This is a genomic window from Rhodoferax sp. GW821-FHT09E07, assembly GCF_059416145.1.
Window position 1 is genome coordinate 374,797 of the sequence record NZ_JBWKOP010000005.1, and the last position, 20,997, is coordinate 395,793.

Sequence of the window (20,997 nt, forward strand, 5' to 3'; positions counted from 1 at the left end):
ACCTGTTGAATGCCGCGTTTTCTGGAAAGAGTGAAACCCCATGCCTTCATCCACCGCGTCGGTGTCTACTTCCTGGCCCGGTCTGCTCCCGCACCACCACCGATTTGATTACCAGCCCATCACGCATCGTCCGGATTTTGTCTGGCCCAACGGCGCACGGCTTGCGGTCTACCTGGGCTTCAACCTGGAGCATTTCGCATTTGGCGAAGGCCTGGGCGCGTGCATAGGACCTGCGTCCCCACAGCCGGATGTGCTGAACTACGGTTGGCGCGAATACGGCAATCGCGTGGGTGCCTGGCGCTGCCTGGAGCTCTTCGATACCCTGGACCTGCCCACGGGGGCACTGATCAACACCGCTTTGTACGACCACTGTCCCGAGCTCGTGCAAGCCTGTGTCGCGCGTGGTGATGAGCTGATTGGCCACGGCCACAGCAATGCCGAGCGGCAAGGCACTTTGACCGAGGCGGAGGAACGTGCTTTGCTGCACAGTTGCCGTGCGCGTATGCAGCACGAGAGCGGACAGACGCCGCAAGGTTGGCTCTCGCCCTGGATTTCCGAGAGTCGCCTTACCCCCGATCTGTTGGCTGAAACGGGCTACGGGTACACCCTGAACTGGTGCCACGATGACCAGCCCGTGCGCATGCGCACGCGTGATGGCCGTGGAATCTGGTCTGTGCCCTATCCACAAGAGCTCAATGACATTCCCATGATCGTGGGGCGGCTCATGGACGCCAAGGATTTTGCTGCCTTGGTTGTCGACAACTTTGACGAAATGCTGGTGCAGTCAGCTGCGCAACCCCTGGTGATGGGCGTGGCATTGCATCCCTATATCGTGGGGCAGCCCTACCGGTTGCGACACCTGCGTGCCGCACTCACCCAATTGGCCCGCGCGCGCGACCGGGGTGATATCTGGTTTACGACGCCGGGCGCTATTGCTGCGCACATGGATGCGATGGCCCAACCCGTGTGATACCCGCGGGCTTTACACAAGCTTCACCGCCTCGTGGCTTGAATTTTCAGGGCAGACCGTCATTTGGCAGGTGGAAACCCGCCAACTCTGTGAGGAACGTCCATGCAATACATCTCCTTGGTTCAACGTGTGATTAGAGGCTTGGTCATCGCCCTGTGCCTCGGCACAGGCCTGGCCATGGCCCAGGCAGAGCCAACCCTCAACGAGGTCTATGCCACGGCCCAGGCCGGCAAGATCGATCAAGCCCAGGTCATGATGCAGCAGGTGCTGGTGTCACATCCCGGCAGTGCCAAGGCCTACTTTGTGCAGAGCGAGTTGTTTGCCCGCCAAGGCAACCGTGCGCGTGCGCAGGAATCTTTGGCAAAGGCTGAGTCCTTGGCCCCGGGCCTGCCCTTTGCCAAGCCCGAGGCGGTGCAGTCCTTGCGTGCGCAGCTGGCGTCTCCTGCCATGGCTGCAGCCACCAACCCCTTGCAAACCCGTGTCGCTGCACCTGCCAGGCAGGCAGGATGGCTCTTGCCTGCGTTGTTGGCGGGCTTGGTGCTGGTGGTAGGTTTCTTTATCTTTCGCCGTCGTCCTCCGGCCGCCCCTGTGCAGGCCGCGGGTTACGGGGCGGGTTTGAACGGTCCCCAGTCGTTTGGCAACGGCGCAGGTATGTCGCCCACCTATGGCCCCACGCCCTACGATCAGCCCGGTGGAAGTGGCCTGGGCGGCAAGATCCTGGGTGGGGTGGCCACCGGTTTGGCCGTGGGCGCAGGCGTGATGGCGGCAGAGGCGATTGGCCGCAACCTGATGGGTGAGCGCCATACGGCGCTAGCGCCAGACAGGCTGTCGGTTGATGACTACCAACCCCTTACGGGCAACGCCGATATGGGGGGGCAGGATTTTGGTGTCATTGATGGCAATGCTTGGGATGATGCCGGCTCCATGGACAGCGGCTCCAGCGATTGGGACAGTTGACCCCCTGCGGTCGGTTAGATTCGCAGCTTCTGTCCTCTCTAAGCCACGCATGCCCAAACCCACAGCCAACGCCTATCGCCCCAACGTCTCCGTTCCCGTCGTCAAGGTCTCCAGCCTGGTGCTGACCGCACTGCTGTGTGTGGCGGTGCTGATTTATGGGCTGTTGCCGGGCCTGCTGGCGGTGTGCGTGGGGTTCCTGGTTACCTCTGCGCTGACCCGTTGGCGCGGCGTGGGGCGTTTGCGTTTGTCGCCCATTTGGGCCGCAACGCTGGTCATCCTCATGCCCATTGTGGCCATCGGGTTCTTTATGGCCAACGCCAAAGGCATGGTGTTTGGCGCCGTGACCCAGTACCAGGCGCTGCTGCGCCACCTGGCCGGCACAGTGCTCGAAATTCGGCAAAAACTTCCGCCCGACTTGGCCAGCCATCTGCCCGACGAACTGGTAGCTGCGCAAACCTGGCTTGCCAGCTATCTGCAGTCCCAGGCCCATGCCCTCACAGGTATCGGTTCGGCGGGTTTGCACGGTGGCCTGTTGGTGTATGTGGGGCTGGTGATTGGGGCGCTCATTGTGGGCACGCCATCTGCGATCAGCTATGCGCCCTTGCGGCTGCAAATGCGCGACCGTGCCACGCATTTCATGGAGTCGTTCCGCCAGATCGTGATTGCCCAGTTCTGGATTGCGGCTTTCAATGCCGTGTGCACCGGCGTGTTCCTGATGGTGGCGCTGCCCCAGTTCGGCGTGGACATGCCATATGCCAGCTCGCTGGTGGCGCTCACTTTTTTTGCAGGACTGATCCCCATCGTCGGCAATCTGCTGTGCAACAGCGTGCTGACGCTGGCTGGCGTATCCATCTCGCCCACAGTGGGGCTGGCTTGCCTGTTGTTTCTGGTGGCCATCCACAAGTTTGAATACTTCATCAATGCCAAGGTGGTGGGCAAGCGCACCGGCACCTCGGCCTGGGAGCTGCTTACCGTGATGTTTGTCGGTGAGGCGATTTTTGGTGTGGCCGGGCTGGTGGCCGCGCCGCTGTACTACGCCTATGCCAAGCGCGAGCTGCAGGCCAATGGCCTGATTTGAACCTATTGCAATATGGTTGGCATTTTTTGTCCTCTAGTTGGCGATTGCGGACCTTTTCGGACATACTGGTGAGGGCTAAAGTACGGACATCGCAACCAACCGAGTGTTTCAAAAAATGTCCTCTACCAACGCATCCAAGTCCGCCCTCATCATCATCGACGTGCAGGAGTCCTTCGCCCAGATGCCGTTCTGGGAGCAGGGCATCCACGCCCCTTTCCAACAGGCGCTGCTGAAGCTGGACGCCGGTGCTCGCGCCGCTGGCGTGCCCGTGGTGCACATCTACCACGTGGGGCGTGCAGGGCCCTTCCTGCCCGAGTCCGGCTTCATCAAACCGCTGCCATGGTTGCCCGGCAACCCTTCCGTGCGCTTTGACAAGCACACCCACAACGCGTTCACTGACACCGGCTTGGACCTCTGGCTGCGCCGCCAAGGGGTGACCAAGCTCCTTATCAGCGGCATCCGCACCGAGCAGTGCTGTGAAACCACGGCCCGCGTGGGCTCTGACCTGGGCTACGCGGTGGACTTTGTGTCCGAAGCCACGCTCACTTTCCCCATGACCCACGCCGGCACCGGCCGCACCTTCAGCGCCGAAGAGATCACGACCCGCACCGAGCTGGTCTTGGCGGATCGCTTTGCGCGTATCGTGGATGTGGACACCTGCCTGGACGGACTGGCCGCCTGAACATCAAGGAACTGCGATGCTGCAACTGCGCCCCAACTGTGAATGCTGCAATGTGGACCTGCCTCCGGCAGCCACGAACGCCCGCATCTGTTCCTTTGAATGCACCTTCTGTGCGGACTGTGTGGACACGCGCCTGCTGGGCGTGTGCCCTAACTGCGGCGGGGGTTTTGTGCCACGCCCCATCCGCCCTGCGGGCAAGCTGGCAAACAACCCGCCGTCCACCACGCGCGTGTTCAAGCCGCAAGGCTGCGCCACGGAGCCACAGCCTGCACCGGTGAGCGCATGAGTACGGGTCTGCCCATGCGACCCAAGGACCTGGGGCTGGCGCTGCTGGTTATCCTGGTCTGGGGGGTGAACTTTGCAGTCATCAAGGTCGGCGTGGTGGGTATTCCGCCGCTGCTGCTGGGTGCGCTGCGCTTCATGCTGGCTGCGTTCCCTGCGCTGCTCTTCCTCAAGCCGCCCAAGGTACCGTTGCGCCTGTACTTGGCTTATGGCCTCACCATCTCGGTGGGGCAGTTTGCGTTTCTGTTCAGCGCAATCCATGTGGGCATGCCTTCGGGCCTGGCCTCGCTGGTGCTGCAGTCGCAGTCCTTCTTCACGCTGCTGCTGGCGGCGTGGTGGCTGAGAGAGCGCTGGCAGGCCAACCAGATGGCGGGCCTGGTGCTGGCCGCCGCGGGGCTGCTGTTGATTGGCAGCGCCCATGGCGGTGCGCAGGGTGTCTCTATGCCGCTGCTGGGCTTTTTGCTCACCGTGGCCGCCGCGGTCATGTGGGCCTGCGGCAATATCGTCACGCGCGCTGTCGGGCGCTACGGCCCTATGAACCAACTGGCCTTTGTGGTCTGGGCCAGCCTTGTGCCGCCGCTGCCGTTCCTGGGCCTGTCCGCTTGGCTGGAAGGTCCAGACGCGATGCTGCAGGCTCTGCAGCACATCAACCTGGCTGCCGTGGGTGCCATCGCCTATCTGGCCTGGGCCGCCACGCTGCTGGGCTATGGCCTGTGGACGCACCTTATGTCGCGCTACCCCACCAACCGCGTGGCCCCGTTCACGCTGCTGGTGCCGCTGGTGGGGTTGACGACGGGATGGGTGGTCTTTGGTGAAGCACTGCGCCCCATCCACTTTGCGGGCGGCGCACTGCTCATGGCGGGCTTGCTGGTGAATGTATTCGGTGCCCCGCTGTTTGCGCGCCTAAAAGGAGCTGCGTGGAAGACCTAACACTTTCCATCTACCTAGTGCTCACACCCAATGTGCTGATGCTGGACTACGCCGGCCCGGCCGAGGCGCTGCGCATGGCGCGCGACATGGGCGCCCCCATCACACTGCATACCTGTGGGCCGCAGGCGCATATCAGCACCTCACTGGCCACCAGCCTGTCGGGGCTGGAGCCGCTGCCTGCGCAACTGCCGCCAAGCAGCCTTGTGCTCATCGTGGGCAACAGCAATGAAGCGGAGGACTACGCCACTGACGCCGCTCGCGCTGTGGTGCAGTGGCTCAAGGCCGCCCCACAGGCTGACACACGGCTGGCCAGCATCTGCTCCGGCGCGTTGCTGCTGGCGCAGGCGGGTTGCCTGGACGGGCGGCACTGCACCACCCACCACACGCTGATCGAGGCCCTGCGCGCCCACGCCCCCACTGCGCAGGTGGCAACCGACCGCATCTTTGTGGACGATGGCCGTGTGCTGACCAGCGCCGGCATCACCACAGGCATTGACCTCGCGCTTTACATCGTGGAGCAGGCAGCGGGTCCCGAGCTGGCAGCCCGCGTGGCGCGCCGCCTGGTCATGTACCAGCGCCGCAGCGCGCACGACCCGCAGATGTCCCCTTGGCTGGCCCACCGCAACCACATGCACCCCGCCGTGCACCGCGCGCAAGACGCCGTGGCCCGCGAACCCGAGCGAGCCTGGACACTGGAAGAGTTGGCAGCCGTGGCCTGCGTGAGCGCCCGCCACCTGAGCCGGCTGTTTGCGTTGCACACCGGCATCAGCGTGGTGGCTTACCAGCAGCAGTTGCGCATCGCGCGGGCGCAGGAGATGCTGACGCACAACCCCACGCTGTCGCAAGAGCGCTTGGCGCAGGCGTGTGGCTTTGGCTCTGCGCGGGATTTTCGGCGGGTGTGGCAACGCTGCGCACCGGCGGCGGCACGCCGAGGTTCTGGGCAATAATTTTAGGAATGTCGCCACTGGCATAGCCGCGCTTGATGATCTGGTTGAACTCGGTCAGCCAGCTCTTCATCTGCATGGTTTTGGGGAATGCCAGAAAGTTCGGCTCGCTGCGCAGAGGCACCGGCAGCACCACCAGCACATCGCGGATGGCAGCCGGAATCTGGTGGTGGCGCAATAGTTCTTCGAAGCCCTCTTTGCCCGCGTTGAACAGCGCACAGTCCACGCGGCCCAGAATCAGTTTGTTCAGGCGGTTGGCTACGCTGTTGTCTTCCTCGGTCGTGAATATGCCGTCCGCACGCGCCTTCTCAAACGCCTCTCCATAGCCGTCCCCCCGGCCCAGGCCCACGCGCTTGTCCTGCAGGTCAGCCAGTTCCTTGTACGGGAACTCATAGCCCTTGAGCACCACGATCACCACATCATCCACGTACAGCGGATCAGAGAAGTCAAACGTCTTGGTGCGTTCCTGGCTCCACGACAGGCCCACAATGCCGCCCACGCCGGCCGCCGCATAGCGGTAGGCGCGCAGCCACGGGTAGAGCGCCACCTTCACATTGCTGCTGTCGGGCAGTGCCTCGTCGGCGTACTTCAGGATGTCGATGAGGATGCCGCGGCTTTGCCCCTCTTGCAGAAACATTTTGGGCAGCGTGCTGTCGCTGCCAAACACCCTGATGTCGGCAGACCAGACAGAAGAAGAGGTGACCAACGACAGTCCCAACCAGATACTTATAAGTCTCTTCACCACAAATATTCTCCAGAAATACATGAGGTTGCAGCCGAAGCTATGCATTCCAGTATCGAACTTGGAGCCAATGGCGTGCGTATTGCGCTGGCATCTTTCGATACCCAGTTGCCACGCCGTGCGGTGACGGGTTCAGGGGCCCAGGTTTTGCGCGATCAGCTTCTGGATCTCGCCGCGTCCGTAGCCTTTTTTGATGATCTGGTTGAAGTCGTTCAGCCAGTTTTTCATCTGCATGCTTTTGGGGAAGGCCAAGAAGTTGGGGTCGCTGCGCAGCGGCACGGGTAGTACCACCAGCGCATCGCGCAAGGAGTCAAGCCCCTTGTTGGCGCGCAGAATTTCCTCAAATCCGGCCTTGCCCGCATTGAACAGCGCGCAGTCAATACGGTCGAGCACCAGCTTGTTCAGGCGCTCCACGGCTCCGCCGTCACCATCTACCGTAAACACGCCAGCCTCCACGGCTTTTTCAAATGCCTCGCCATAGCTACCACCGCGCCCCAGGCCTACACGCTTGCCGCGCAGGTCGGCCATCTCCTTGAAGCTGAATTCCTTGCCCTTGTGCACCACGATCACCACATCGTCTACGTACACCGGGTCGGAGTAGTCAAACAGTGCTGCGCGCTCCTGTGTCCATGACAAGCCCACGATGCCACCAATGCCACCGCTGGCATAGCGGTAGGCGCGGGCCCAAGGGTATAGCTCAATCCTGAAACTGTCGTCGCGCAGCTCCTGGTCAGCGTATTTGAGGATGTCGATCAGAATGCCGCGGGGCCGACCGTCCTGCAAAAACATTTTGGGCGCAGAGTTGTCCCCACCGTAGATGGTGATGTCTGCAGACCAGGCTGCAACGGCGCATGTCAGACCCAATACGGCGGATATGAATCGTTTCATTCCATTCTTTTCGTTATGGTGGGTTCGGTAGATTTCCAACTTTGCGGAGTATGCTGCTTTTTTGGCCACATCCGCTACCCATTCATGAACCCCGACGCCCTCAAACTCTGGCGCGCCCCGCAGTGGGCGTTTTCCATCCTGCTGGCCCTGCTGGGCATGTTGGGCCCGTTCTCCATCGACACCTATATCCCCGCGTTTGCGGGCATCAGCCAGTCGCTGGGCTCCACGCCAGTGCAGATGCAGCAAACGCTGTCGGCCTATTTGTTTGGCTTTGCTTTCATGGCGCTGTTCCACGGCTCGTTTTCAGACAGCTTTGGCCGTCGCCCCGTGGTGCTGTGGGGGCTGGCCGCGTTCACCATCGCCTCCATCGGCTGTGCACTGGCGCAAAGCATTGGGCAGCTCATCTTCTTCCGCGCCATGCAGGGCCTGTCCACCGGCGCAGGCATTGTGGTGTCACGTGCCGTCATTCGTGATGTGTTCCCCCCATCCCAAGCGCAAAAGGTGATGAGCCAGGTCACCATCTTCTTTGGCGTGGCGCCGGCCATTGCTCCCATGGTGGGTGGTTGGCTGTTGGTGCACGCTAGCTGGCACGGCATCTTCTGGTTCCTGACCGGCGTGGGCGTGTTCTTGTGGGTGGCCAATTTCTTCTTGTTGCCCGAAACCCTGCACGCCACGCAGCGCCAGCACTTTCACATCAAGAACCTGATGGCCGGCTATTGGAAGCTGGGTTCGGACCCACGCTTTGTACTGCTGGCGCTGGCCAGTGGCATTCCATTCAACGGCATGTTTTTGTATGTGCTGAGTGCGCCCGTGTTTTTGGGGGACCACCTGGGCCTGCAGCCCCAGCAGTTCTTCTGGTTCTTCATTCTCACCATCAGCGGCATCATGGGCGGTGCTTTTGTCAGCGGCCGCGTGGCCGGCAAGGTTACCCCCAAGCGGCAGATCCGCAATGGTTTCCTCATCATGCTGCTGATCGGTGTCGTCAATCTGGGGGCCAACCTGTTGTTCAAGGCGCACGTGAGCTGGGCCTTGTTCCCCATTGGCATCTTCGCGTTCGGCTGGGCCATGATGGTGCCCGTGGTGACCCTGCTGGTGCTGGACCTGCACCCCGATCGGCGTGGCATGGCGTCCAGCCTGCAGATGTTTGTGGGATCCACGGCCAACGGCATCGTGGCCGGCGTCATCTCGCCGCTGGTTATGCACTCCACCGTGGCATTGGCTGCTTCATCGGTGCTGATGATGTGTCTGGGGCTGGGGGCTTGGGTGTTTATCCGGCGGAAGTGGCCGGAAATTGGGCAGCATGTTGTGACTGTCTGAATAAACGCGAGCTGACACTTGGGGGGATGAAGACCGGTGTGCTTGGATCAACGGTGCCTTATTGGATTACGAGGAAAAAATGTTGTTAACGGATATCGCTGTTGAGCACACACTGGTTCTCCCAAAGGGGGGGCAGCGTGTCACGTTGCTGCTGCATCCCTTTACCAATACGCAACGAGATTCGCTTGGAAAGTTCGAGATCGTTCGTGGCATCCGCGAGCCAGGCGCTAAAGAAGTGAAACGTTCAACATTCGTGTCGTTTCAGCAATTGGTGGAGTTGTACGCGAAAGGTGTACTTGACGAATTCGGGTTTTCTGTTCGCATGTGCCCTGCGGATAGCAAGTACCCCATGACGAACCCCGTGAAAAAAATAGTCCCAACCAGTATCAGACCCGGCTCACAGTTCGACCTTGCGGTGCAGGGCGTGGATGTTTCAAAACCAGCCAACCGCGAGTTGAGAACAGCGTTGCTTCGCACTAACGTCCAGCTTTGAGGTATTGGACGAAATTTGCACCTTTAGACAAGAAATGAGTTCGTAGCTTAAAGCGGGCATCGCGTAGGTCGAGTGAAATCAGGCCGGCGCTAGATGCTGCAGTGCGGTCATTCGTGAACACTCGGAATTGATCCCTAGCAGCGGTTGACCTAAAGCGGAATTCGGTGGCTTAGGACTCATAGCCGGATAGCAGACATTTAAGACTGGAACGCTAGGTGGGTAAGATGGACAGCCGGAATGCGGCGGTAGCGGACTTCCCGCCGCAAGGCCTAGTTTGATACGATTGCGCTGGCGCTTAAGTACATTATTCGTTAAATCTAACCATGGTGTTTCTTGCGATTTCTAAAGAAGGCCTTGCAGAGGCGCTGCAACTGGCGGGTCCTGTCGGCGGCGCTGTTTGGTGTGGTTCCAACGCAATTTCAGAAGACGAAGACCGTGCGCGAGCTGACAGCAATCTCAGTCGGTTCGTTTATCCCATCGACGGCTCAGATGCAGCCGTAATGGCTGACGCTATGCAGACAATCGAAGAGCATCATCCGGGCGAGCGAATCTGGGTGGAGACGTCTCATGAGATTTAACTTGGCAACCGACACGGATGCACGAGTGTGACCGCTCCTTTTGGCCGCACCTTCCAATGTACGCCGGTCATTTCTACGTTAATTGGGTTGAGCATGGAAACAGTATTTGTAGTGGAACACCTTCATACCCAAGATGATGGAGAAGAAGATTGGAAGCGAATAGGCATCTATCGCACTCGAACAGATGCATTGGCCGCAATTGACCGAGCAAAGAAGTTGCCAGGCTTCTCAGCGCACCCGAATATGATTGACCATGCTGCAAGTCCACCAAGACATGGCTTCAATATTGATGAGAGCCATCTCAATATGGATCACTGGGAGACTGGTTTTGTTACGAACAAGCACACCTAACGGGTCGGCCCACACGGACACGCAGCAGCAGGTTGCCGTTGAGCTGCAGTTGCTGCGTACCGGTGGCATCCAACATTAGCCCTCATGTCCGAACGTACCGTTGGCCACAACGAATATCATGAACTAGAGTTTGTGGATGGACCTGAGCTTGATGACTATTTGAAGTCCGTCGTTTCCTCGATTGGCTGGATCGTCGTGTACTTCAATTCCCTTGAAGACCACGTCGCTGATTTCATTCGTGAAGTCGTTCTTCGCGATCCGTACCAAGACGAGCGCTTGGAGCCCTTTCTGTGTGAAATGATGTTCGCAGCGAAGAGTCGCGCGTTGATCCAACTTTACGCCCAAATTATTTCAACTCAACCCGGCAAGTACACGCACGAAGACGTGAAACGGATTGAAACGATGCTCAATGAGTGCGCAACTCGCCGGAATGAATACGCGCACGGTGACTGGATTGGAGTCCGAACGGAACGTTTCGTTCGAGTGAAGTCACTTTCAAAGACGACGGGCGTGGTTCACCGTTATCGTAAATTCGACGTAGTGCGTTTGGAGGATGACGTCAACTTCATCAACGACGCTCGATTTCGATTAAATGAATTCCACGAAAAGTTGCAAGATCAACTCTTGGGGAGAGTATGAGGGCTAGCCGGTCATTCGACACGGACGCCCAAGGCGTTCAGCGCCTGCGGCGCACCTTCCGGTCAACTCCACAACCTTAACGACTGCATTAGAGCAGCGTGAATGTCTGCAGTCAGTCTGTAGACGCCTCAAACATTGAGAAGGAGTAAACAAGCATGAAGCGTATCGTCGACCTTGAGCTGTGGTCACTCCCACTTGAGGCGCAGATGCCCTTTGACGGAAAGCTCATTGCTGAAGAGTGCAGGACATCAACCGGTCTTCCCGACGACGTTGTGCTTGGGCTGAATTTCATTCCCGATGCCACGGACATAACAAATCTTGAAATTTCAATTTCGCGCGGTGAAGTCGCCACACAAGCGTTTCAAGAATTTTGTGCAAAACACAATCTTTTGCACGATCGACACGCCCCTCTAAGTGCTGGTCGGTTTCTGGCATATGCGTTTGGACAACCGCTCGCTTGGCTGCACTTTCCGGCAGGTGCCGAGGGACTAGCGATGGCGCGACAGTTGTTCACTTGGGTGTCGAGCAGAAGATTTATCGTAGTAGCTGCGCAGGGTGAAACGCCACTATCAATGGATCAGCTAGAACAGTACTGGAAATCCTAGTGTTGGACTTCTGCTTTGGAGAAGAGGGAATGTCCGCAGTCAGTCTGTAGGCGCCTCGGCTTCGCGGCTATAGCGGTCTTACGGCCGCATAGGCCCGTGGTCTATAGTGCGTCCCATACCATCGTCTTCTTCAACGAGGCATGCATGAACTCGATCTTTGGCTGGGATACCCCAACCGTCAAACCCCTCGCCGACTTCACGGACAAGTCGATTCAACGCTACATGGTGAGCCCGGACGCGCTCGACATCAGCAAGGACAACCTCAACACGGTGTTGGAGGAACTCGAGAAGTTGCGCGGCAAGGGACGGGACAGCCAAGCCAAGTCCGGTTGCACATACCTGCGACTTGCTCAAGGCGAGCATAGGCCACCCAGCCTGTCGCGGGCCGATTGCTACCACCGCGCGGGAAATGACCTTCGAAGCGTGGATGCTCTCGACAAGTCTGCGCAGTGCTATGCCGCAGCCGCTGCCGTAGCGTTCAACGAGTTGCCACTCCAGTACCCGCCCGACGACGCGGAGCGCGAGCGCGTTGATAAGGTCTTGTCGCTTGCACTTCGCTCGGCAGGCCGAGCAAAGGCCCAGTTCGCCGCCATTGGCATGGACGATGAGTCCAGTTCGACACACCGGTTGCAGCAGGAACTTTTTCGGCGGCAGATGCATCTTCAGCGCAGTCCTATTCGGCACGTAATGTCGGTATGGCGTGGAGTGACTGGCTACGGCACCAGTGCACGACAATGGTTTGTCTGGCTGCTTGCATCCCTAGGCGTCTTCTCGGTCCTCTACTGGATCTTGGTTGTCACAGAGGGCGTCAAGCTCGCAAACGGAGCGCCGTTCACTCCGTTTGTCACACCCGTCTATCTCTCAGTGGCAAATCTTGTTGCGTTCGGCACTTACACGCAAATTGTCCCCAACCATTTCTTGGCGGAGCTTGTCTTGATTGCACAGTCCGTCTTTTCGTTCGTCTTGTTGGGTACTGGATTCACGTTCCTCGTGCGCAAGTGACAGTCAACAGGGCAGCGATGCCTAACACTTTGCTCGAGTGGCCCCTCTCCGGCAAGGCGCCTTGCCTCCGTGGTCCGATCAGCTCAAACGTTAACGACTGCTTTGAAGCAGAATGAAAGTCGGCTATCAGTCTGCAGACGCCTCAGCTAGACGGCGATAGCAGTCACTCACAGCCCAACTATTTATGAGTTTTAAGACCCGCGCCTACGACCCGCCCGCTGAAATCCACTGGGGCTCTGATGTTGAAAGTTTGAATTTCTCATCAAAAGGGCTGACCGTGCGCGTTGCGTGTGAAATCAGCAAGGAGGGGCAGGTTGGTGGATTGGATATTTCGTTTCCTGGCGCATCCGCCTTCCGCTATCTCGATGAGCTCGACCTAGCGAGGTACTGGAGCTCTGAAGGTTTCCTGCGCGGTTATCCGGTGCTGGAAGTTGTGTCAGGCGGCTGGTGCGATGAGGAAGCTGTGTTACAGCATTACGAGAACCGCCGCCGAGAGTGGCTTGTGGTCACCGGAAACGGTTGCGTTAGCGTTTTTTCCCCAGTTGGACCTACCGTGGAGGCAGTTGAGTGGCTGCTACGTGATACATAACTGGTTTATGAGAGGCCAGAGTGCCACGCTTTGCTTCGAACACCAGCGCAGCACAAGAGTATCCGCTTAGGAGCGAAATGTAAGTCGGCTTCCAGTCTGTTGACGTCTCTACTCGGAGGCGAAGGCAACCATCCAAAATACCATCCAGTCATAGGTAGTTGCAGGGCTTGTCCATTCTGATATCGCTAGAAAATGAGGCGGGTGCAGAATACACAATCAATTCAATGGGAGCGCTGAGCGCGAACGGTAAAGCTCAAGATATGGAAACTTTTATAACAGTCTTGGTTGTATTGATGCTTTCGGTCGGATTAGCTCTTTGGTTTGTCGGATCCTTGGTGGCGGTGCTAACAGCGCTAGGTAATAGACAGTGGGCTTGGGGTATTGGTATGTTGTGTTTCTTGCCATCCTCCGTTGTCTATTGTTGGGTCCAACGGGACGTAACGGCATGGCCGCGAAAGCTTGTTTCGATTGGAGGTGCGCTGGTTTTGGGTGTTGCCCTGGTGTTCCTAATCTGGTAACCAAGTTGAAATGATCCTGGGCGCTAACAAGTTCTTCGAATGCACCCGTACTGGCAGCCAGTCGGGTCGACATTATTCAAAGGTATGCGCGCCTCTGCAGTTCACTTACTACGATGTTAACGACCGCTTTGGAGCGCTGCGAAAGAGCGCTTCCAGTCTTTAGACGTCTCCGGTTCGCGGCAGAAGCGGAAGTTCATGAGCGACTCTCAGTGATTTGAGAAATATAGGCCCCGGAGTGTTGGCGACGTTTCATGACATGGCTGTCATATTCTCGACAGTGGTCCTTGACGAGTGACCGAGCCTGACCCGAACACGGTTTTGCTGTCGCCCCTCACTCCCCTAGCTTCACTCCTTCCCCAATCACATAGAACTGTCCCCCCGCCACATAGTGCAGCGTCCGCAGTTCATCCGGCGCATCTTCAAAATGCCAGCGCCCGCCAGAGAACACGCGGCTGTCGGCCCAGGCTTGGGTCACTTCGCCAATGAACAGGTCGTAGGTTTGCTGGTTGTGCGGTTCGGGCAGCACCTTGCACAGCAACCAGCCCACGCAGCCCTGCACCAACGGTAGCGCGCTGTCTTCCACGGCAAAGGTCTTCATGCCATGGCGTTGCAACTTGTCGGGCGTGTGGGCGGCGCTGTCGCTGCCCACTCCCAGCGTGGCCTGGGCCAGGGCGCGGCTGGGCACGTTCAGCGCAAACCAGCCGCTGCCTTCCACCAGTGCGCGCGTGCGCGTGGCCTTGTCGATCACCACGGTCACCTTGGGTGGGTTGAAGTCCAGCGGCATGGACCAAGCGGCGGCCATGACGTTGTGCTGGCCCGCGTGGGCGGATGACACCAGCACGGTGGGGCCGTGGTTGAGCAGGCGGTAGGCTTTGTCGAGTGGAACGGAGGTAAAGAAAGCGGGCAGGGTGGTCATGCGGCCCACTCTAGCAAAGCCACCAAAAGCCAGGAGTGCTGCAGCCCCGCGGGGGCTTGAAACCCTGTTCTCGATTTTGATAGCAAGGGCGTTTTCCATATACTGTTTATAAATACAGTTATCAAGAAAACCCCTTGCCATGGCTAGCGCTGCGCGCATTTCCTCCGAATTTCCGGACCTGCAAGGCATCCACGCCGATGTCTGGCATGCGCACGCCCTGGCGGGCAGTCCGCAGGCCGTGCAGCCCACGGGCGAGGCGCTGCTGGATGCGCAACTGCCCGGTGGTGGTTGGCCCGTGGGCGCGCTGGTGGAGCTACTGCAGCCCGCCGGGGTGCACAGCGAATGGCGGTTGCTACTGCCCGCGCTGGCGCGCAGCGGCCAGGGGCCGGTGGTGCTGGTGGGCGCGCCGCAGCCGCCGTTTGTGCCCGCGCTGGCGGCGCAGGGGTTGGCCGTGTCGCGCCTGGTGTGGGTGACGGCGCAGGCGGGCGCCGCACGCCTGTGGGCGGCTGAGCAGGCGCTGCGCTGTGCCGAGGTGGATGCGGTGCTGGCCTGGCTGCCCCAAGCCCGGGGCGACCAGCTGCGCCGCCTGCAAATGGCCGCGGCCGAGCACCACAAGCTGCTGTTTGTCATGCGCGCCCAGCAGGCGCAGGCCGATGCCTCGCCCGCGCTGTTGCGTCTGCAGCTGGCCCCGCAGACGCCGGCGCAGGCCGCGAGCATCGACACCCTGGCCGTGCGCATCCTCAAGCGGCGTGGCCCGCCGCTGACGCAGCCCGTGTGCGTGCAGGCCCGCCCGGCGCGCCTGGCCGTGTGGCTGGCAGCCAGCCAGCGCGTGCAGGTGCCAGCAGAGGCCGCAGTGCCCGATGTGGAGATGGAGGCAGACCATGCACTGGATCGCATTGCGGCCCTTGCCTGACGCAGCCGCCACGCCCGACACCGCGGCGCTGAGCGACCCGCTGGCCGCACTCACCTGGTGGGCGCTGCGCTTCACGCCGCAGGTGGCGCAGGTGGAGGACACGCTGGTGCTGGAGGTCTCGGGCAGTGAGCGGCTATTTGGCGGCCGCATAGCACTGCTGCAGCAGTTTTTAATGCCCAATGAGCCGCTGGACCCCGTCGAATATGCGCAAGGCGCTACTTCTTTGATAGCAATGGCACGGCTGTGGAGTCAAACCCAGTCCGCGCCCGACGCCCTGCCGGTGTACACCCTGGCCGCCACGCGGCCGCACCTGCCCACGCTGGCGCGTCTGGGCGTGCGCACCTGGGGCCAGCTGCGGGCGCTACCGCGCGGCGGGCTGGTGCGCCGCTTTGGCGCCGAGCTGGTGGACGCGCTGGACCGCGCCTATGGCCAGCGGCCCGAGGTCTACCCCTGGTGCATGCTGCCCGAGGTGTTCGACGCGCCGCTGGAGCTGGCCGCCAGCGTGGAGTCCGCTCCGGCGCTATTGTTTGGTGCGCGCCGCCTGCTGGCGCAGCTGCTGGCGTGGTTGCGCGCACGGCAGCGCGGTGTGCTGGCGCTGGAACTGCGGTGGGATCTGGATGCGCGCCGCGCTAACACCCGCCATGTGGACGCCCACCACACGGGCGGCCAGCAGGGCCGGCTGGAACTGCGCACCGCCCACGCCACGCAGGACATGGCCCACCTGCAGCGCCTGCTGGGTGAGCAACTGGCGCGCGTGACCCTGCCCGCACCCGTGCTCACCCTGCGCCTGCGCAGCCTGCAGACGCAGCCGCTGACGGGCGAGAGCCACAGCCTGCTGCCCGATGACCTGCGCAAGGGCGACAGCCTGCACCAGACGCTGGAGCGCCTGGGCGCGCGGCTGGGCGCCGACCAGGTGCTCTGCGCCCTGCCGCTGGCCGACCACCGGCCCGAGCACATGCAACGCTGGGTGCCCTGGCAGGCGCCGCAGGCAAACAAGGGTGCTCCTAAATCAGGAGCTGCTAGCCCAATAAATACGGGGGCTAGAGGCCAAATTGACTCCAAGCTGCTGGGCGAGGATGCCGCGCTGTACCCCACTTGGCTGTTGCCCGAGCCGCAGCGCCTGGTGGTGCACCAGCAGTGCCCGCAGTACCAGGGGCCGCTGACGCTGCTGGCCGGCCCGCAGCGGCTGGAGACCGGCTGGCTGGAGGGCGCGCCCGCGCTGCGCGACTACTTTGTGGCGCGCAGCCCGCAGGCCGGGCTGGTGTGGGTGTTTCGCGAACGCATGGGTGCTCAGGCGTGGTACCTGCACGGGCTGTTTGCCTGAGCCGGCCTAGCGCAGCCGGAACTTGAACTGCACAACCAGCGCCCCGTCCACCTTGTCCACATTGGGGATCAGCCCCAGGTTCACGCCAAAGCGTGTGCCCTCGTAGGTCGCCATGGGCAACGCTGCAAAGAAGACCCCACCGTTTTCAATGGCCGGGTAGCCGTTCATCACGCCCACCACCGCGCCCAGCTTCCATCCGCCCAGCGACAGGGGCTGCCAGCTCACAGCGGCATAGGTGGTGGTCTGTCGAATGCTGTTGTTGAAGGCACCGGCCATCAGCGCCACCTCGGGCTGCAGCCGGTACTCCATGCCCAGGCCTACGTTGTTCTCGTTGTAGCCCTTGTCACGGTTCACATGGCTGGAGAAACCGCCCAGATTGACCCAGAGTGCCTCTTCGTTTGGCGGTGGCCCTGCGTCGGCCCAGGCGGCCCAAGGCACGCAGGCCGCGCTCACCAGCAGCAGATAGCACCGAGTCTTCATGCAAGTCCCTCACGCTGGAACAAGGGTACACCGGCATGGCGCTCTTTTACACTCTTGCCTATGAACCTCCCCACCCACCAACTCAGCATGACCGTGCTCATGTCGCCCGACATGGCCAACTTTTCCGGCAATGTGCACGGCGGCGCCATCCTCAAGCTGCTCGACCAAGTGGCCTACGCCTGCGCCAGTCGCTATGCCTCGCGCTACGTGGTCACGCTCAGTGTGGACCGGGTGCTGTTCCTGCAGGCCATCCATGTGGGCGAGCTGGTCACCTTTCTGGCCAGCGTCAACTACACCGGCAAGTCGTCCATGGAAATCGGCATCAAGGTGATTGCCGAAAACATCCGCTCCCAGGAAGTGCGCCATGTGAACAGCTGCTTCTTCACCATGGTGGCGGTGGACGACCATGGCAAGGCTGCGCCCGTGCCGCCGCTGCAGCCCGAGACCGATGACGAGAAGCGCCGTTTTGAGGCCGCGCAGATGCGCAAGCAACTGCGCCAGGAGCTGGAACAGAAGTTCCGCCAGACGCGCCAGGGCGGCACAACCTAGGGGGGAACCCTATACTGGTCCGCACTGCATGTCCTCTTGTGCACCGAAAGGACCCCTGTGATCAAGCTCCCCCTTTCCGTCCGGCGCCTGCTGCCCTCGGCCAGCGGCCGCCTGTTCAAGCGCCTGTGGCGCAGCCGGCGCACGCCCGCCGCGGCCACACCGGCCCGGCTCAGCCTGGCGCTGCAGGGCGGCGGGGCGCATGGTGCCTTCACCTGGGGCGTGCTGGACGCGCTGCTGCAAGACCCGCGCATGCACTTTGACGGCATCAGCGGCAGCAGCGCGGGGGCCATGAACGCGGTGGTCATGGCGCAGGGCTGGATGGTGGGTGGGCGCGAGGGCGCACGCGCCGCGCTGGCCCAGTTCTGGACCGAGGTGAGCCAGCAGCTGCCCTGGGTCATGCTGACCACGGGCGGGGGCGATGCGATCAGCCTCTCACCGGCCACCAAGATGTTGGCGCAGTGGGCCGGCTTTTTCTCCCCCACCGAGCTGAACCCGCTGGCCCTGAACCCGCTGCGCGATGTGCTCAAGCGCCAGATCGACTTTGAGCGCCTGCGCGCGGAGAGCCCGTTCAAGCTGTTTGTGGGCGCCACGCAGGTGAACACCGGCAAGCTGCGCCTGTTCCGCGAACACGAGCTGACGCTGGACATGCTGCTGGCCTCGGCCTGCCTGCCCAAGATCCACCACACGGTGGAGATTGATGGCGAGCCCTACTGGGACGGCGGCTTTGCGGCCAACCCCGCGGTGTTCCCGCTGTTTTACGACTGCACGGCGGGCGATGTGCTGCTGGTGCTGCTGGCCCCGCTGAAGCGCGAAAGCACGCCGCACACCAAGGACGAGATTGACACGCGCCTGGAGGAGCTGGGCTTCAAGGCCCACTTCATGCGCGAGATGCAGATGTTCGCCCGCGTGCAAAGCCTGGCCCACAGCGCGCCGCAGCCCGGCCCGCTGGAAGAGCGGCTGCAGGGCCTGCGCTTTCACATGATTGATTCCAGCCAGCTGGAGAGCCTGCAGCGCAACGACACCAAGATGCTGGCGCACGCGCCGTTCTTGAACCTGCTGCATGAGCAGGGCCTGCTGCGCGGCCAGCAATGGCTCACTGCACACGCCAGCGCAGTCGGCCATCGCAACACGCTGGACATGCAGCAGTGGCTGATCTGATGTTGCGGCGCTAGTCGTTCAAGCGCAGCGGCTGGTCTTCAAACTCGGTGTTCAGCACCACGGTGCTGGTGGTGCGCGCCACGCCTGGGATGGCCTTGATCTGCAGCAGCACGGCCTCCAGGTCGCGCGCATGCGCCGTGCGCACCTTGGCCAGCAAATCGTATTCACCGGCCACGCTGTGCAGCTCCTGCACAGCGTCCACCTTGCGCAACTGGGCGGCCATCTCGCGGCAGTGGGCACCGCCGTCGTTGCGGATGGCCACAAACGCCGTGAAGTTCAGGCCCACGGTAAGCGGGTCCACGCTGATGGAGAAGCGTCGGATGACGCCGCGCTCCAGCATCTTTTTCACACGCTCATGCACGGCGGCGGTAGACAGGCCCACCTCGGCCCCAACCTCGGCGTAAGAACGTCGGCCGTCTTCCCCCAAGGCCGTAAGAATTTTGGCGTCGATGGCGTCTGTCTGAACAATTACTTGCATTGGGTGGATTTTTTAGTAATATCACGCCTGACGGCGCTGGTTGCCGTAAATTTTACGGACTATTCATGATTTCGACTATCAATATTCAGCAGTCGTGGCGACTTTCGCCGTTCTGGCGCCTCATGGTGGCGCTGTGGCTGGTCTACATCGTCTGGGGCACCACCTACTTCGCCATCGGCATTGCTGTGCACAGCTTTCCCCCGCTGTGGATGAACGCCACGCGCTTCACGCTGGCTGGCGTGATCATGCTGGCCTGGGCGCTGTGGCGTGGCGAGAAGCTGCCCAGCTGGCGCCAGTGGCGCAATGCGGCGCTGGTGGGCGGGTTCATGGCCTTCATGGCCATGAACCTGGTGGTGTTTGCGCAAAAGCAGGGCATTGGCTCGGGCCTGATGGCCACGGTGATCACCACCATGCCCATGTGGCTGGCGTTGTGGACCCGCCTGGGTGGCGAGCGCGTGCCCGTGACGAGTTGGGTGGGCCTGGTATTGGGCGTGGCCGGTGCGCTGCTGCTCGCGCTGGAAGGCGATTTTTCGGCCAGCTGGTTGGGCGCGCTGGCGGCCTTTGGCGCACCGCTGTGCTGGAGCGTGGGCTCGTACGCATCCCGCAAGCTGGACCTGCCGGGGCCGGCCATGGCCTCGGCCACCGAATGGTTGGCGGGCGGGCTCATGGGCGTGGTGGCCGCGTACTTCGTGGAGCCGCAGGGGGCGCTGAGCAATGTCACGCATGAGGCCTGGCTGGCCTGGTGGTATCTGCTGGTGTTTGGCACGCTGGTGGCACTCAACGCCTACCTGTGGCTGCTGCAAAACACCACGGCCGCCGTAGCCGGCAGCTACTCGTTTGTGAACCCCGCCGTGGCGCTGGTGGTGGGTGTGGTGATTGGCAAGGAATTGCTCACGGGCTGGGTGTTCCTGGCACTGCCGCTGATTGGCGGCGCACTGGCCATGATCATGTACGGCCCGGCCATCGTGCAGGCCCTCAAACGCTGGCGCGCTTCGGCCGTCTAGCCAAGGCTTCAGGCCTCGTGGGCCAAGCCCAGGAGGTCAGCCAGGTCCTGGCGGCGCAGGGGCTTGGAGAACGAGCCCAGCACCTTCAGGCCGTCTGACACGGCCACCTCGGCGGCAATGGAGAGCATCAGGCTGTCCTCCCCGCTGAGCAAAATGACCCCGCCCTGGTACTGGCGCTTGGCCAGGTGGCCCAGGAAGTCGATGCCATCGGTCTCGGGCATCAGCATGTCGCAAATCACAAAGTCGGGCGCACGCTGCATCTGGTCCAGCACGTCGGCGCCACTGCGTCCATCCATGGCGCTGTGTACGGCATGCACGCCCAAGCTGGTCAGCACCTCGCGCAGCAGCGCGTGGCTGAAGTCATCGTCGTCCACCACCAGCACGCTCAAGGGCAGGGCGGCCACGGCCAGCGCGGCCTGCGCGTGGTCGATGACCTGTTGCTGGCGGCGGCGCGCCAGGCTCTCTTCAATGGCGCTTTGAACAAACCCGGCCAGGGACTCGTGCGGGCCCAGCAACGCCTCGATTTCAGCGTGCAGCGCAGGGGACACCGGGATGGCCGGAAGCTTGAACAAATGCATCACCCATTATTCCACGGCGTCGTGCGCGCACG

The 20,997-nt window shown here is 61.5% G+C and carries 25 protein-coding genes and 1 pseudogene; 20 read left to right on the forward strand and 6 right to left on the reverse strand.

The window, feature by feature from the left end:
- Positions 1-40 precede the first annotated feature (40 nt).
- The 7 genes from AC07OE_RS12315 to AC07OE_RS12345 all read left to right on the forward strand — a co-directional run bounded on the left by AC07OE_RS12315 (position 41) and on the right by AC07OE_RS12345 (position 5,846).
- Complete coding sequence (locus AC07OE_RS12315) at positions 41-970, forward strand: polysaccharide deacetylase family protein (RefSeq protein WP_495070849.1); 930 nt, start codon at positions 41-43, stop codon at positions 968-970.
- A gap of 102 nt (positions 971-1,072) precedes the next feature.
- Positions 1,073-1,927, forward strand: a complete 855-nt coding sequence (locus AC07OE_RS12320; protein WP_495070850.1) for a hypothetical protein — start codon at positions 1,073-1,075, stop codon at positions 1,925-1,927.
- Between the two features lie 49 nt (positions 1,928-1,976).
- Positions 1,977-3,005 (forward strand): AI-2E family transporter, encoded by a 1,029-nt coding sequence (locus tag AC07OE_RS12325; protein WP_495070851.1) that lies wholly within the window; start codon positions 1,977-1,979, stop codon positions 3,003-3,005.
- 115 nt (positions 3,006-3,120) lie between these two features.
- The gene (locus AC07OE_RS12330; RefSeq protein WP_495070852.1) at positions 3,121-3,687 is read left to right on the forward strand and encodes an isochorismatase family protein; all 567 of its coding nucleotides are present in this window, start codon (positions 3,121-3,123) and stop codon (positions 3,685-3,687) included.
- A 16-nt stretch (positions 3,688-3,703) separates the two neighbouring features.
- A complete protein-coding gene (locus AC07OE_RS12335; RefSeq protein WP_495070853.1) occupies positions 3,704-3,973 on the forward strand; it encodes a DUF1272 domain-containing protein in 270 nt (89 codons plus the stop codon).
- A 14-nt stretch (positions 3,974-3,987) separates the two neighbouring features.
- Positions 3,988-4,899 carry an EamA family transporter gene (locus tag AC07OE_RS12340; protein ID WP_495070915.1) on the forward strand — a complete coding sequence of 304 codons (912 nt, stop codon included), beginning with the start codon at positions 3,988-3,990 and terminating at the stop codon, positions 4,897-4,899.
- Entirely contained in the window at positions 4,887-5,846 is a 960-nt protein-coding gene (locus AC07OE_RS12345) for a GlxA family transcriptional regulator (protein ID WP_495070854.1), read from the forward strand. Before AC07OE_RS12340 ends, AC07OE_RS12345 begins: the two co-directional genes overlap by 13 nt.
- Positions 5,847-5,889: 43 nt before the next feature.
- Here the strand turns inward: AC07OE_RS12345 and AC07OE_RS12350 are convergent.
- Together AC07OE_RS12350 and AC07OE_RS12355 are read right to left on the reverse strand one after the other, a co-directional pair.
- Positions 5,890-6,633, reverse strand: a pseudogene (locus AC07OE_RS12350) (substrate-binding periplasmic protein); the annotation flags it as partial.
- An 84-nt stretch (positions 6,634-6,717) separates the two neighbouring features.
- Positions 6,718-7,473, reverse strand: a complete 756-nt coding sequence (locus AC07OE_RS12355) for a substrate-binding periplasmic protein (protein WP_495070855.1) — start codon at positions 7,471-7,473, stop codon at positions 6,718-6,720.
- An 84-nt stretch (positions 7,474-7,557) separates the two neighbouring features.
- Here AC07OE_RS12355 and AC07OE_RS12360 point away from each other — a divergent pair, with 84 nt between their 5' ends.
- The 8 genes from AC07OE_RS12360 to AC07OE_RS12395 all read left to right on the forward strand — a co-directional run bounded on the left by AC07OE_RS12360 (position 7,558) and on the right by AC07OE_RS12395 (position 13,047).
- Positions 7,558-8,790, forward strand: coding sequence for a multidrug effflux MFS transporter (locus AC07OE_RS12360; RefSeq protein ID WP_495070856.1), 1,233 nt, complete (start codon positions 7,558-7,560; stop codon positions 8,788-8,790).
- 79 nt (positions 8,791-8,869) lie between these two features.
- The gene (locus AC07OE_RS12365) at positions 8,870-9,283 is read left to right on the forward strand and encodes a hypothetical protein (protein ID WP_495070857.1); all 414 of its coding nucleotides are present in this window, start codon (positions 8,870-8,872) and stop codon (positions 9,281-9,283) included.
- A gap of 323 nt (positions 9,284-9,606) precedes the next feature.
- Positions 9,607-9,861: a hypothetical protein gene (locus AC07OE_RS12370; protein WP_495070858.1), complete on the forward strand. Its 255-nt coding sequence runs from the start codon at positions 9,607-9,609 to the stop codon at positions 9,859-9,861.
- Between the two features lie 27 nt (positions 9,862-9,888).
- Positions 9,889-10,212: a hypothetical protein gene (locus AC07OE_RS12375; RefSeq protein ID WP_495070859.1), complete on the forward strand. Its 324-nt coding sequence runs from the start codon at positions 9,889-9,891 to the stop codon at positions 10,210-10,212.
- An 84-nt stretch (positions 10,213-10,296) separates the two neighbouring features.
- A complete protein-coding gene (locus AC07OE_RS12380) occupies positions 10,297-10,851 on the forward strand; it encodes a hypothetical protein (protein WP_495070860.1) in 555 nt (184 codons plus the stop codon).
- Between the two features lie 155 nt (positions 10,852-11,006).
- Positions 11,007-11,456 (forward strand): hypothetical protein, encoded by a 450-nt coding sequence (locus AC07OE_RS12385; protein ID WP_495070861.1) that lies wholly within the window; start codon positions 11,007-11,009, stop codon positions 11,454-11,456.
- 144 nt (positions 11,457-11,600) lie between these two features.
- Positions 11,601-12,458 carry a hypothetical protein gene (locus AC07OE_RS12390; RefSeq protein ID WP_495070862.1) on the forward strand — a complete coding sequence of 286 codons (858 nt, stop codon included), beginning with the start codon at positions 11,601-11,603 and terminating at the stop codon, positions 12,456-12,458.
- A gap of 184 nt (positions 12,459-12,642) precedes the next feature.
- Entirely contained in the window at positions 12,643-13,047 is a 405-nt protein-coding gene (locus AC07OE_RS12395) for a hypothetical protein (RefSeq protein ID WP_495070863.1), read from the forward strand.
- A gap of 849 nt (positions 13,048-13,896) precedes the next feature.
- Here AC07OE_RS12395 and AC07OE_RS12400 read toward each other — a convergent pair.
- Entirely contained in the window at positions 13,897-14,481 is a 585-nt protein-coding gene (locus AC07OE_RS12400; RefSeq protein WP_495070864.1) for a flavin reductase family protein, read from the reverse strand.
- A gap of 139 nt (positions 14,482-14,620) precedes the next feature.
- Between AC07OE_RS12400 and imuA the strand changes: the two genes are divergently transcribed.
- Both imuA and AC07OE_RS12410 read left to right on the forward strand, forming a co-directional pair.
- Positions 14,621-15,394: a translesion DNA synthesis-associated protein ImuA gene (gene imuA / locus AC07OE_RS12405; protein WP_495070865.1), complete on the forward strand. Its 774-nt coding sequence runs from the start codon at positions 14,621-14,623 to the stop codon at positions 15,392-15,394.
- Positions 15,363-16,718, forward strand: a complete 1,356-nt coding sequence (locus tag AC07OE_RS12410) for a Y-family DNA polymerase (RefSeq protein WP_495070866.1) — start codon at positions 15,363-15,365, stop codon at positions 16,716-16,718. Before imuA ends, AC07OE_RS12410 begins: the two co-directional genes overlap by 32 nt.
- Positions 16,719-16,724: 6 nt before the next feature.
- Here AC07OE_RS12410 and AC07OE_RS12415 read toward each other — a convergent pair whose 3' ends face one another.
- The gene (locus AC07OE_RS12415; RefSeq protein WP_495070867.1) at positions 16,725-17,198 is read right to left on the reverse strand and encodes a hypothetical protein; all 474 of its coding nucleotides are present in this window, start codon (positions 17,196-17,198) and stop codon (positions 16,725-16,727) included.
- Between the two features lie 60 nt (positions 17,199-17,258).
- On the opposite strand from AC07OE_RS12415, the gene AC07OE_RS12420 reads away from it, so the two are divergent.
- The gene (locus AC07OE_RS12420; RefSeq protein WP_495070868.1) at positions 17,259-17,747 is read left to right on the forward strand and encodes an acyl-CoA thioesterase; all 489 of its coding nucleotides are present in this window, start codon (positions 17,259-17,261) and stop codon (positions 17,745-17,747) included.
- A gap of 57 nt (positions 17,748-17,804) precedes the next feature.
- Entirely contained in the window at positions 17,805-18,905 is a 1,101-nt protein-coding gene (locus tag AC07OE_RS12425) for a patatin-like phospholipase family protein (RefSeq protein WP_495070869.1), read from the forward strand.
- 10 nt (positions 18,906-18,915) lie between these two features.
- On the opposite strand, the gene AC07OE_RS12430 is transcribed toward AC07OE_RS12425, so the two are convergent.
- Positions 18,916-19,383 carry an Lrp/AsnC family transcriptional regulator gene (locus AC07OE_RS12430; protein ID WP_495070870.1) on the reverse strand — a complete coding sequence of 156 codons (468 nt, stop codon included), beginning with the start codon at positions 19,381-19,383 and terminating at the stop codon, positions 18,916-18,918.
- Between the two features lie 65 nt (positions 19,384-19,448).
- Here AC07OE_RS12430 and AC07OE_RS12435 point away from each other — a divergent pair, with 65 nt between their 5' ends.
- A complete protein-coding gene (locus tag AC07OE_RS12435; RefSeq protein ID WP_495070871.1) occupies positions 19,449-20,387 on the forward strand; it encodes an EamA family transporter in 939 nt (312 codons plus the stop codon).
- A gap of 8 nt (positions 20,388-20,395) precedes the next feature.
- Here the strand turns inward: AC07OE_RS12435 and AC07OE_RS12440 are convergent, their stop codons facing one another.
- Positions 20,396-20,965, reverse strand: coding sequence for a YlcI/YnfO family protein (locus AC07OE_RS12440; protein ID WP_495070872.1), 570 nt, complete (start codon positions 20,963-20,965; stop codon positions 20,396-20,398).
- Positions 20,966-20,997: the final 32 nt, after the last annotated feature.